Genomic DNA, 11,116 nt, shown 5'->3' with positions numbered 1-11,116 from the left:
CCAAGTCCAGGGCTGCTTTCAGCGTCGTCTGAGCGTCGTCTACGTCGGCGTTGGCAGCGGCGGCGATGGCCAGGGCTGCGTCCAGCGTCGCTTGCGCGTCGTCTACGTCGGCGTTGGCAGCGGCGGCGATGGCCAGGGCTGCGTCTAGCGTCGCCTGAGCGTCGTCCACGTCGGCAGTTGCGGCGAAGTCCACGGCTGCATCCAGCGCCACCTGCGCCGCATCCACGTCAGCGTTGGCAGCCGCAGCGATGTCCACGGCTGCGTCCAGCGAAGCCTGCGCCGCATCCACGGCAGCGTCGGCAGCCAGGGCGGCATCCAGTTGAGCCTGTAGGTCAGCCAGGTCAGCCAGGGCCGCAGCGAGGTTCGCTTCGAGCTCGGGGATCACATTGACCTGGAGATCCAGGTTTCCGTCGATCTCGGCCTGTGCCTCGACAGCGGCGGCAAGAGCCACCTCCAGCTCTGCGAGCAGGCTAGCGTCGACACCGGCCCCGAAGTTGGCGGCGAAGGTGTTCTGGGCAGCGATGCATTCGGCGTCGCTGGGCGCGGCCGTAGCCGGCAGAGGCCCGGTAAGTCCGATGGTCAGGAACGCCGCAGCAGTGCTGGCAGCGAGAATTTGTCGTGGCTTATGCATTTGCAATACTCCTGAAAGTGAGAGAGACGGCACGGATGGCGTCGCCGGTCATAAATCACCTTCGCTGCCAAAGGCATCTTGACACATAGGTTGTGTCATAGCGCTCTGAATTTGGTCAAATCTTTGCCAAGAAAGGTTAAAGAAATGACAGGTGAGAGGCACGGCTACCATCTGCTCACCCTCATCTGTGGCGCTGCCAGGTCCTTGGCGTGGATGCCAATAAGGCTTCGCTGATGATAGTTGGAGCATACGAATAGCCCAACAGACGGCAGAAGTCTGACCACCAATGTACCCAGCAGAAAATGGTGGTTCACCGGAATTCTGCGTCGACCGCACCATTGGCGTGGCGCTGCGCAGAGCCGATCAACGGCACACTGGCAACATGGATTATCTGCCGGTACCGCCCTTGGCTCAGACCCTTCAGAAGTACCTGGCGGCGGTGAGCCCCTTGCTGAGCCCACTTGAACGTCAGCGCACCGAGCAGGCCGTCGTGCGCACACTGGAGGGCGACGGTCCGGCGTGCCAGGCCGAGCTCGAGGCGTTTGCCGAGACAGAGAACGCACAGGGCCGTAGTTGGCTGTCCGCGGCGTGGTCACGGGGATATCTGGCCGTCCGCACTCCGCTGCCGTTGACCAGCAACGTCGGCTTCCAGATCCGGGTGCCGGCGGGTTCGGTTGCCGAATCGGCACAACCCGTCGCTGACGGCAATGTCCGCGCAGCGGCTGTGATCCACAGGCTGGCCGCAGCGCACTTGGCCTGGCTGCGCGGCGAGCTGCCCCCAGAGCACACTCCGCGCCGACAGAGTGTATGCGGCGTCCAGCGCGAGGTCCTGGCCGGCGGCCTGCGCCACCCCGCCGCGAATGTCGACCACGTCCGGTCGGCCAGCCAGCACCCGGCGCGCCGGGAGATTGGGCTGCTGCTGGACGACCGGTTCCTCGCCGTGCCGATAAGCGACGAGCGCGGCCAGCCGCTGCCCGCCGAAGCGCTGGAGCGCGCCATCGACGCGGCGCTGGACCTGGCAGCCCCCAGCGAGTCCAGGCCTGTCCCCGGCTTCACCGCCCTGTCCTACCTCGGCAGCGAGGCGGCCTCGGCGTACCTGGATCGGCTGTTGCACGATCCCGACAACGCCCGCGTCTACGAGCGGCTGACCCAGGCGCTGTTCGTCGTCAACCTCGTCCGCACCCCGGCCGATATGCGTGACCACCTGATGCGCACCGCGTTCCTGCCCGGGCAGGCATGGGCATACACATCGATCACCTACCAAATTGGCCTTGCCGATGACTTCGTCGGCATGCACCTGGAGCACAGCCGGGTCGACGCAGCGACGCTCAAAGCTGTACTCGAACAGGCTCAGCAGGGTCACTGGCTAGCCGAGCCCGGGCTCGCCTCTAACGAGGGCGCACTCATCGAACCCTTGGAGTGGAAACTCCCGGACGACCTCGCGGACGATCTGACCCGCGAGATCACCGCATACCGGGCCCAGGCCGAGCAGCTACGGCTGGACACGGTGCGGGTCCCTCGGCCGGTCCCGGCCGACCTACCGTTCCGGATCAGCGACGACGCGCTGTGCCAGTGGGTGATGCTGTACGCCCAACTCGCTACCTTCGGGCGGGTGCGCAGCACCTACGAGGCGGTCGACCTACGGCACTACCAGGCGGGTCGGACCGAGTGTCTGCGTTCGGTCACCCCCGAGGCGGTGACGCTCGTGAAGGCCCTGATCGCGGGGCGGGTGCAGGCGGCCCACCTGCCCGACGCGCTGAGCGCCCACAAAGACTGGATCAAAATGTGCAAGACCGGTCAGGGCATCGACCGTCATCTCACCGGTCTGGCGCTGATGGCCACCGCGACCGATCGGTCGCTGCTCGTGCTCGAGGACGCCGGATGGAGTCGGCTCACGACGGACTTCCTGTCCACCTCGAGCATCGGGGACCATGAGCAGATCGTCGGTATGGCGTTCGCGCCGACCAGCCGGGGTGGCATCGGGATCAACTACACGCCGCTGGGTGAGGACTACGAGTTCTTGGTGAGCTCGCATCGGACGCAGACGAGCGACATCGAGACCTTCATCGCGCAGCTCCGTGAGGGGGCCGACGCGCTCGCCGCGCTGCTCGCCGGGATGGTCGAGGTGCCCAGCGCACCGGCGTGAGCACAGTCAGGCCAGACGGCGAGCTCTCCGAACGCCCGGCTGCCCGCCGCTACCGGTGGCCTACCGGCATCACCCAGCGGAAGGCGCTGAGGGGCGGCTTCTTGCACCAGCACGCAGACGAGCAGGCGCACCGGTGGAGGCCGGCCGCTTCGGTTGCACGGGTACCGAGGGCGAGGCAGACGTAAAGGCCGAAGGCGATGACCAGCCGCTTTCTCACCATCTCACCATACTGCTCATGCCCAAACCTGAGCGTGACCTCCCGCCGGCTATGTGCGGGCCGAGAGGATCTGGCAGATCTCCGGATCGGTGCACGCGGCTGGGTCCAACCGGTGGCCGCGGTCGATCAGCTGCTCGAGCTCCGATTCGACGACGGCGAGCTCGCGTCGGCGCGCCCGGACGGCGTCCAGCTTGTGGTCGAGTACCCCGACGACGTGCGAGCACGGAGCCTGGCCCTCGTCGCGGAGGCCGATGACGGTGCCGATCTCGGCCAGGGTGAGACCGGCGGCCTGGGCGGTCCGGATGAACTGCACTCGGGCGACCGTCGACTCCTCGTAGGTGCGATACCCGTTGGCGGCCCGTGCTGGCTCGGGAAGCAGGCCGGTGCGTTCGTAGAACCGGATGGTCTGGCTGGGGACACCCACAGCCTCAGCGAGCTCGCCTATCAACACCTGCCCAGTCTACGGCTTGACCTTGCAGTGCAGATCAAGGATTACGGTCGTCGGCATGGAGATCACACTGCAATATTTCGAGGGATGCCCCCATCGGAAGGTGGCCGACGAGCGCCTGCGCGTCATCGCTGCTGAGCGCCCCGGCCTCACGCTGACCCGTCATCAGGTCGGCACCATCGACGAGGCTCAGCGGGTCGGCTTCCGTGGGTCGCCGAGCATCCTCATCGACGGCGTGGACGCGTTCGCTGAGTCGGACGCGGGTGTCGGGCTGGCGTGTCGCGTCTACGCCACCCCGGACGGGCCGGCAGGTGCCCCACCCTGGACCAGCTCCGCGCCGCGGTCAGTGGTCCGTGACCGCATACCGGCCCTCGGGCCGGGCGCCCATCGCGCTCAGGCGCCGCGTCCGGGTGCGTACATGATGACCGCCACGCCGACCAGGCAGATGAGTGCACCGGCGACGTCATACCGGTCGGGGGCGAACCCGTCGACGACCATCCCCCACAGGAGTGAGCCGGCGACGAACACCCCTCCGTATGCGGCGAGGATGCGCCCGAAGTTCGCGTCCGGCTGCAGGGTCGCGATCGCGCCGTAGAGGCCGAGCGCGATCACCCCGGCCGCGATGAAGAGCAGGCCGCGTTGCTCACGGATGCCCTGCCACATCAGCCACGCGCCGCCGATCTCGGCCAGCGCCGCGAGGGCGAACAGGGCGACGGACTGCACGGTTGTCATGTCCTCATCATGCGGCCCGGCGCTCCGGCGAGACACCTCCAGGTGCGGCCGGCGAGGGGCGAATGGAGTTCATGGGCCGGGTATGCCGGCGAGGGCGCGGACGGCGCGGAGTCCGTCGGGGGTTCCCGGCCAGTGGCGGTCCAGGGCCTCGGGTCCGGCGTGCCGGGCGACCGAGCGCAGGGCGAGGGCCACGACGACCGCGTCGTCGGCATACCCCTGCACGGGGATGACGTCGGGGACCAGGTCGATGGGGGACAGCAGGTAGCCCAGCAGCAGCCACAGCCGGACGCGGACCCCACGGGGGACATCGGGGTCGGCGGCGAGCCTGCGCAGCATGGGACCAGATCGGGCAGCAGGCGCAGCGCGTCACGGATGCGCAGGTCGTCGGGTCGCTGGGTCCACAGCGCGACAACCAGGGCGAGCCACAGCAGCAGGAGCCCGCCGAGGACGCCCGCTGCGATCAGCAGCCGTCCAGCGCGGTCCATCCGGTCAGTGTGGCGGTGCCATCTGGGTGGTGCTAACGGCCGAGCTTGGACCTGGGTGGCGACAATCCGGCTGCGGGGGCTGCCCGCAGCGCGCTTCCCAGGAAGGCCGAGACCGCCGGTCGCCCACCCGCGGCGTCATCGTGCCCCACGACGATCTGGCGGTGCACCGGTTCGGTGAGCTCGAGAACGTCGATGCCGTCGGTCGGAAAGAACGGGCGGCCCAGGCGGGACATCAGCGTGACGCCGAGCCCTCCGGCGACCATCGGCAACGCGGTGGCCTGTTCGTCCACCTGGTGGATGATCCGTGGCTCGAACCCGGCGCGCCGGCACGCGCTGCGCATGGCCCGACCGTAGTAGCTGTTAGGCCCAGGCATGACCCAGTCCTCGTCGGCCAGGTCGGCGAGATCCACCACTTCTTGGGCGAAGCGTCCGGCGGGCGCAACAAGGCGGGCCGTATCGAGTCCAATGGGCGTAATCGCGATCCCTGAACGCCACGGCTCGGTGGCATCGGGGTAGTCGATCAGGAAGGCCAGGTCGAGGTGTCCGTGCCGCAGGTCCAGGCTGGCGTCGTCGGGATCGGTCTCACGAGTGCGCACGTGCACTTGGGGGTGCCGCGAGGCCAGGTCGGTGATGATCCACGGCACCATGCTGGCCGCCACGCTGCAGAACACGCCGACGGTGATCTCGACGGCCCTGGTGACCCGGGCGCGCTCGACCGCGGTGCGGGCGTCACGCTCGGCACCCAACAGGATCTCGCCGTGCTCGAGCAGCACCCGACCGACCGGGGTCAAGCGGACCCCCCGCCCGTGCCGCTCGAGCACGGGCGCGCCGATGTCGTCCTCCAGGGCTGCCACCTGCTGCGAGATGCCCGACGGCGAGTAGTGCATCGCACGGGCAGCCGCCGTCACCCCACCGTGCTCGGCGACCTCCCGCAAAATCCGCAGCCTGCGCAGCCCGAGTTCCATTCACCAATCATGCACGATAGAGGCAGTTTCCTTCACTAGACGCGAACGGTAGAGCCGATCAGACTGAGGTGTATGCCGTCCGGACCGGGCAGGCGCGAGATGGAGAGGTTGGTTGCGGTGTTAGGGCTGCTGGATGTCCTCGGATGGCTCCGTGAAACGTGTCGGTCACTGCCGCCGGCAGCGCTGCCGAGCCTGGCGCCCGCGGCGTCATGAGCGCTGCAGGTGGGACCGCGGGGTTCGTGACCAGCCCGGTGGCCATGGTCGATGAGGCGCGTCAGGCGCTGGCGCGCCTCGAGCAGATCGTGCGGGCCAGCGCCGTCACCGACCCGGCGCAGGCCTACTACCTCATGGGAGCCAGCGGACAGGTGGCGCAGTCGCTACAACGCAGTCTGGACCAGCTCGCACACTGGTGGGGCGCGCAGGAGCGCGACAGCCGACTTCAGGTGACCGAGGGGGCGTTCGCCGACGACCCGTCGGCAGCCGTAGCAACCACGATCCAGTCACTGGCGGCTGCAGCGTCGGCCTGCGCCGACCTCACGGCAGCACTCGAGCGGGCACAGATGTGCTCCGCCGATCTCACCCCGGCCGGGCCGCGGTCGGCATCAAGGGGCCGAGACGCACTTCGCCGATGGAGACGGCCGTGACCGGCGGGCAACGACTGGCGTAGCGCTGAGCACTTCGGCGATTGCTGGAGACCGTGGCTGCAGCACCCCGGGGATCAGCGCAGCGGCCCGTTCAGCCCGTGAGACCGGGGCGCACCATCGTCTTCATCGCGTCGGGGTTGTCCCGCGACGCGGTGAGTGCGGCCTCGACGTCGTCGAGGCCGAACGCTCCCGTGACCAGCACGTCGAGGTCCACGGCGCCGGAGGCGGCCAGCTGGATGGCGGTGGGCCAGGTGTTGGCATACCTGAAAGCGCCGGTGATGACGAGCTCGTGGTCCTGCACGCGGGACAGCGGCAAGGCGACCTCGTCGCCACCCATGCCGACCAGCACGACGCGACCCGCGCGGCGGACGGCCATGACTGCGTCCCAGGTGGCCCGAGCGTTGCCCGAGCACTCCAGCAGAACATCGGCCTGGAGCACCTCCGGAGTCAGCGGAGTCTGCGCGACATTGAGGGCCTCGAAGCCCAGCCGGCGGGCCACCTGCAGTCGGCTCTCGACGACATCGGTGACGGTGACCGAGGCGGCACCGTACGCGCGAGCGCACTGAGCGGCGATGAGACCGATCGGACCGGCTCCCGTCACGAGGACGTCGTCGCCCGGACTCACGTCGGAGCGCTGAGCGGCCCACACCCCGACGGAGAGCGGTTCGATCAAACCGGCCGCGTCATCGCTGAGGGAGTCCGGCACCGGGTAGACGAAGCCCGCCGGCATCGCGACATACTCGCAGAACGCCCCGTCGTAGGGCGGGGTGGCGAAGAAACGAACGTCCGGGCACAGGTTGTATCGGCCGCGCAGGCACTGCGGGCAGGAGCGACACGGGACGCCGGGCTCGATGGAGACCCGCTGTCCCCACTTTCAGCCCGCTCACCTCCGCACCCACGGCGGCGACCTCTCCACCGGCCTCGTGGCCCAGGACCAACGGGGACTCCACGACATACGGGCCGATCCGGCCGTGCTCGTAGTAGTGCACGTCCGATCCGCAGACACCCACCGACCCGACACGGACCAGCACCTCCTCCGGCCCCGGGGTGGGGGCCGGCCGGTCCTCGACCGCCACGTCGTGAACCCCACGCAACACGCTGACCCGCATGGTCGTCATCGGCCCTGACCTCCTGCGCTCAAAGGAGCGTCAAATGGAATATGTCGCTCATATGTTAGCATCATCTCGTCCGCTGATCGACAGTTGCTGCTCCCGAGGAGGGTGCTGATGACGGATCCCACTCCGCGCACCACGCCGAGCCTCAGCGACCGGGTCCTGGCAGCCCGAGTGGCGCGCCGTTTCTACCGGCTGGGCCAGCCGAAGTACCAAATAGCGCTGGAGCTGGGCATCTCGCGCTTCAAGGTCGCTCGTCTGCTCACGTTGGCCCGGGAGTGGGGCATCGTGCGCATCACGATCGTCGAGCCCGGCTCGATCGACACCGACCTGAGTGAGCAGCTGTGCGAGCGCTTCGGACTGCGGCGCGCCCTGGTCGTCGAGACCACGCCAGGGGACAATGCCGTCATCCGCGACCAGCTCGGTCGCGCTGCGGCGCAGCTGCTCGCCGAGATCATGGAGCCGGAGGATGTCCTCGGCCTTGGCTGGGCTCGTGTGGTCCTGGCCATGGGTGCCCACGTGACGTCGCTGCGGGCCCGCAGGGTGGTGCAGCTCAGCGGTGCGCTGACCCGCCCGGATGTGGAGCCCACCGCCATCGAGCTCGTGCGCGACGTCGCTCGGTCCGTCCCTGCACCGGCCTGCATCTTCCATGCACCGATGATTGCCAGCGACCCGGAGGCCGCGCGCGTCATGCTGCGGCAGGAGCAGGTTGCCGATGCGTTTGCCGCCTTCCCCAGCGTGACCAAGGCTGTCGTCGGGGTGGGTGGCTGGCAGCCCCCGGCCTCGACCCTGTTGGACGCCCTGTCCGCAAGGGAGAAGGAAGCCATGCGAGACAGCAATGTCCGAGCCGACCTGTCAGGAGTGCTGCTCGACCCTGAGGGCCACGTCGTCGAGACGCCCATCAACGATCGCCTCATCACGATCTCCGCAGCCCAGCTTCGGGCCATTCCCGAGGTGATCGGCATCGCCTACGGTCTGGAGAAGGTCGTGGCCGCGCGCGCTGCGATCCGTGGCGGCTATCTGGACTCGCTCGTCACGGAGAAGGTCTTCGCCCAAAGCCTGCTCGCGAACTGAGAACGCAATATCCGTCCACCCTGCGTAGGGTCGAGGCAGTGCGTTGGTCACTCTCACCAACACCAGTTCGTCTTTGAGGACACCCCGATCATGACGCTCACGACCCCCGACACCTCCGTGCTCCTGGATCGGTTCGAGGGGGTGCGCAGCATGACCGAACGACTCGCCGCCCCGCTGTCCCCCGAGGACCAGACGGCCCAGTCGATGCCCGACGCCAGCCCCACCAAGTGGCACCGGGCGCACGTCACCTGGTTCTTCGAGGAGTTCCTGCTCGGCCCGACCGGCGGCTACGAGCCCTTCGACCCCACCTTCGGCTACCTGTTCAACTCCTACTACGAGGCGATCGGCCCGCGGCACCCACGTCCGGACCGGGGCCTGGTCACCCGGCCCTCTGCTGGCGAGGTCGGCCGTTACCGCCAGTATTTTGACCGCGTGGTCGCCGAGCTGGTCGATGCCGGCCTCGACGACGCCCAGTGCGAGGTGCTCGAGCTCGGGATCAACCACGAGCAGCAGCACCAGGAGCTGCTGGTCATGGACGCCCTGCATCTGCTCTCCGGTCACCCGTTCGCTCCGCAGATGCTGCAGCGTCCCCTCGAGGACGACCCGGCGGGCGCGCCGGTGAGCTGGCGCTCGGTGGAGGGCGGACTGCATACCATCGGCCACGACGGGCAGGGCTTCGCCTACGACAACGAGACCGGCCAGCACCGGGTCTGGCTGGAGCCGTTCCAGATCGCTGAGCGGGCCGTCACCAACCAGGACTGGCTGGCCTTCATGGACGACGGCGGCTATGCACGCTCGGAGTTCTGGCTCTCCGACGGCTGGGCGGCCATGCAGCAGCATGGGTGGGCGGCGCCGGGCTACTGGAGCTACCAGGACGGCCAGTGGGTGGCCTTCGGCACGGGCGGCTCCCGTCCGGTCCGGCGTGCCGAGCCGGTCTGTCACGTCTCGTTCTACGAGGCCGACGCCTTCGCCCGGTGGGCCGGGGCCCGGCTGCCCACCGAGTTCGAGTGGGAGGTGGCCGCCGGTGGCGTCGCCGAGGCCCGCGGGCAGCTGCTGGACCAGGACCGGCTGCACCCGGGCCTGGCCGGGAAGCACATGGTCGGCGACGTCTGGGAGTGGACCTCCAGCGCCTACCTGCCCTACCCCGGCTTCCAGCCCGTCGAAGGGGCGATCGGGGAGTACAACGGCAAGTTCATGTCCGACCAGCACGTGTTGCGCGGCGCGAGCTGCGCCACCCCGGCCGGGCACGAGCGGCTGACCTACCGCAACTTCTTCCCCGGCGGCTCCCGTTGGGCGTTCTCCGGACTTCGGCTGGCTCGCTCGTGACCGCCCTCCCCTCGTCCCCGCAGCCGACCGGGGACGAGGGGGAGCAGGCACGACGACGTGCCGGTATGCCGTCCGCCCGGTTCCGGCTCGACCGGCACCTGCTCCCCTCCTCGATGCGGGCGGCGCTGGAGGCCGACGTCCGCGCCGGGCTGACGGTGAGTCCCAAGACGTTGCCCCCGAAGTGGTTCTACGACGCCCGCGGGTCCGAGCTGTTCAGCCGGATCACCACGCTGGCGGAGTACTACCCGACCCGACGCGAGCGCGACCTGCTGCGGGCGCACTCGACACAGATCGCCGAGCTGACTCGTGCCGACACGTTGATCGAGCTCGGCAGCGGCACCTCGGAGAAGACCCGGACGCTGCTCGACGCTCTGCGGCAGGCCGACACGCTGGAGCGCTACGTGCCGTTCGACGTCGACGAGAGTGTGCTCCGGGAGGCCGGCCAGGCCGTGGCCGCGGAGTACCCCGAGGTCGGCGTGCACGCCGTGCTGGGCGACTTTGAGCACCACCTGCCGCTGCTGCCCACGGGCGGCCGGCGGCTGATCGCCTTCCTCGGCGGCACCATCGGCAAATTGATGCCGGCCCAGCGGGCCGCGTTCCTGCATACCCTGGCCTCCACGATGGCTCCCGGCGACGCCCTGTTGCTGGGGACCGACCTGGTCAAGGACCCGGTCCGGCTGGTCGCCGCCTACGACGACGCCGCCGGGGTGACCGCGGAGTTCAACCGCAACGTGCTGCACGTCCTGGCCCGTGAGCTGGGTGCCGACCTCGACCCGGAGGCCTTCGCGCACGTGGCGCTCTGGGATCCCGAGCACGAGTGGGTCGAGATGCGGCTGCGCTCGCGCACCGATCAGGTGGTGCAGGTGCTGGACCTGGCGGTGCCGTTCGCCGAAGGGGAGGAGCTGCGCACCGAGGTCAGCGCGAAGTTCCGCAGATCGCGGGTAGCGAACGAGGTCGAGGCCGCCGGGATGCAGCTGTCCCAGTGGTGGACCGACACCGATGGTGACTACGCCCTGTCCCTGTCCACCAAGGGAGTGTGGTTTCACAGGGCCCTCCGGCCTGCTGCGGAGCGGGCCGATACCCAACTGTTACCTGGTTGACCGACAGCACAACCAGTCACGCGAGTACCCGGGCTGGGAGCCGGCTCAGGCCTCGGGGTAGGGCGCCGAGCGCAACACCCCGGCCAGGTGCGCGGCTTGGCCGCCAGGGTCGCGGTGGTGGTGGCCGTCACCTCGGGGGTCTCGTCGAGGTCCTTGTAGTCGACCCCGTGCATCGCCTCGCCGTTCCAGTAGGTCACTCCCCCGGCGGGGATCGTGAAGCCGACGTCGTTGAGCCC

At 69.0% G+C, this 11,116-nt stretch carries 11 protein-coding genes and 3 pseudogenes; 5 read left to right on the top strand and 9 right to left on the bottom strand.

Annotated elements, in window-relative coordinates; translation table 11 throughout:
• The coding region (locus ACR2FV_RS10395) for a hypothetical protein (RefSeq protein WP_434015623.1) at positions 1–631 on the bottom strand (631 nt) is incomplete at its 3' end.
• Between the two features lie 382 nt (positions 632–1,013).
• Here ACR2FV_RS10395 and ACR2FV_RS10390 point away from each other — a divergent pair.
• Positions 1,014–2,777: a choline/carnitine O-acyltransferase gene (locus ACR2FV_RS10390; RefSeq protein WP_434015622.1), complete on the top strand. Its 1,764-nt coding sequence runs from the start codon at positions 1,014–1,016 to the stop codon at positions 2,775–2,777.
• Between the two features lie 266 nt (positions 2,778–3,043).
• On the opposite strand, the gene ACR2FV_RS10385 is transcribed toward ACR2FV_RS10390, so the two are convergent.
• The 4 genes from ACR2FV_RS10385 to ACR2FV_RS10370 form a co-directional block, all read right to left on the bottom strand.
• Positions 3,044–3,445, bottom strand: coding sequence for a heavy metal-responsive transcriptional regulator (locus ACR2FV_RS10385; protein ID WP_434015621.1), 402 nt, complete (start codon positions 3,443–3,445; stop codon positions 3,044–3,046).
• Positions 3,446–3,835: 390 nt separating this feature from the next.
• Positions 3,836–4,174: a YnfA family protein gene (locus ACR2FV_RS10380; protein WP_434015620.1), complete on the bottom strand. Its 339-nt coding sequence runs from the start codon at positions 4,172–4,174 to the stop codon at positions 3,836–3,838.
• A 69-nt stretch (positions 4,175–4,243) separates the two neighbouring features.
• The gene (locus ACR2FV_RS10375; RefSeq protein ID WP_434015619.1) at positions 4,244–4,510 is read right to left on the bottom strand and encodes a YkvA family protein; all 267 of its coding nucleotides are present in this window, start codon (positions 4,508–4,510) and stop codon (positions 4,244–4,246) included.
• Positions 4,511–4,691: 181 nt separating this feature from the next.
• Entirely contained in the window at positions 4,692–5,624 is a 933-nt protein-coding gene (locus tag ACR2FV_RS10370) for a LysR family transcriptional regulator (RefSeq protein WP_434015618.1), read from the bottom strand.
• A 209-nt stretch (positions 5,625–5,833) separates the two neighbouring features.
• On the opposite strand from ACR2FV_RS10370, the gene ACR2FV_RS10365 reads away from it, so the two are divergent.
• Entirely contained in the window at positions 5,834–6,268 is a 435-nt protein-coding gene (locus ACR2FV_RS10365; protein WP_434015617.1) for a hypothetical protein, read from the top strand.
• 91 nt (positions 6,269–6,359) lie between these two features.
• Here the strand turns inward: ACR2FV_RS10365 and ACR2FV_RS10360 are convergent, their stop codons facing one another.
• The 3 genes and pseudogenes from ACR2FV_RS10360 to ACR2FV_RS10350 all read right to left on the bottom strand — a co-directional run.
• On the bottom strand, positions 6,360–6,998 hold the full coding sequence (locus ACR2FV_RS10360) for a zinc-binding dehydrogenase (protein WP_434015616.1): 639 nt from the start codon (positions 6,996–6,998) through the stop codon (positions 6,360–6,362).
• Between the two features lie 27 nt (positions 6,999–7,025).
• A pseudogene (locus tag ACR2FV_RS10355) lies at positions 7,026–7,082 on the bottom strand (hypothetical protein); the annotation flags it as partial.
• A gap of 118 nt (positions 7,083–7,200) precedes the next feature.
• Positions 7,201–7,377 (bottom strand): annotated as a pseudogene (locus tag ACR2FV_RS10350) (alcohol dehydrogenase catalytic domain-containing protein); the annotation flags it as partial.
• Between the two features lie 117 nt (positions 7,378–7,494).
• Between ACR2FV_RS10350 and ACR2FV_RS10345 the strand changes: the two are divergent.
• From ACR2FV_RS10345 to egtD, 3 genes are all read left to right on the top strand, one after another.
• The gene (locus tag ACR2FV_RS10345; RefSeq protein ID WP_434015615.1) at positions 7,495–8,454 is read left to right on the top strand and encodes a sugar-binding transcriptional regulator; all 960 of its coding nucleotides are present in this window, start codon (positions 7,495–7,497) and stop codon (positions 8,452–8,454) included.
• 90 nt (positions 8,455–8,544) lie between these two features.
• Positions 8,545–9,780: an ergothioneine biosynthesis protein EgtB gene (egtB, locus tag ACR2FV_RS10340; protein ID WP_434015614.1), complete on the top strand. Its 1,236-nt coding sequence runs from the start codon at positions 8,545–8,547 to the stop codon at positions 9,778–9,780.
• Complete coding sequence (gene egtD / locus ACR2FV_RS10335; protein WP_434015613.1) at positions 9,777–10,880, top strand: L-histidine N(alpha)-methyltransferase; 1,104 nt, start codon at positions 9,777–9,779, stop codon at positions 10,878–10,880. The genes egtB and egtD overlap by 4 nt, the downstream gene beginning before the upstream one ends.
• Before the next feature lie 45 nt (positions 10,881–10,925).
• Here egtD and ACR2FV_RS10330 read toward each other — a convergent pair.
• Positions 10,926–11,116: pseudogene (locus ACR2FV_RS10330) on the bottom strand (NADPH-dependent oxidoreductase); the annotation flags it as partial.

This window comes from Ornithinimicrobium sp., assembly GCF_051004135.1.
Lineage (GTDB): Bacteria > Actinomycetota > Actinomycetes > Actinomycetales > Dermatophilaceae > Ornithinicoccus.
Note: the sequence above shows the minus strand (reverse complement) of the source record. Positions and strands in the feature narration are given on the sequence as shown.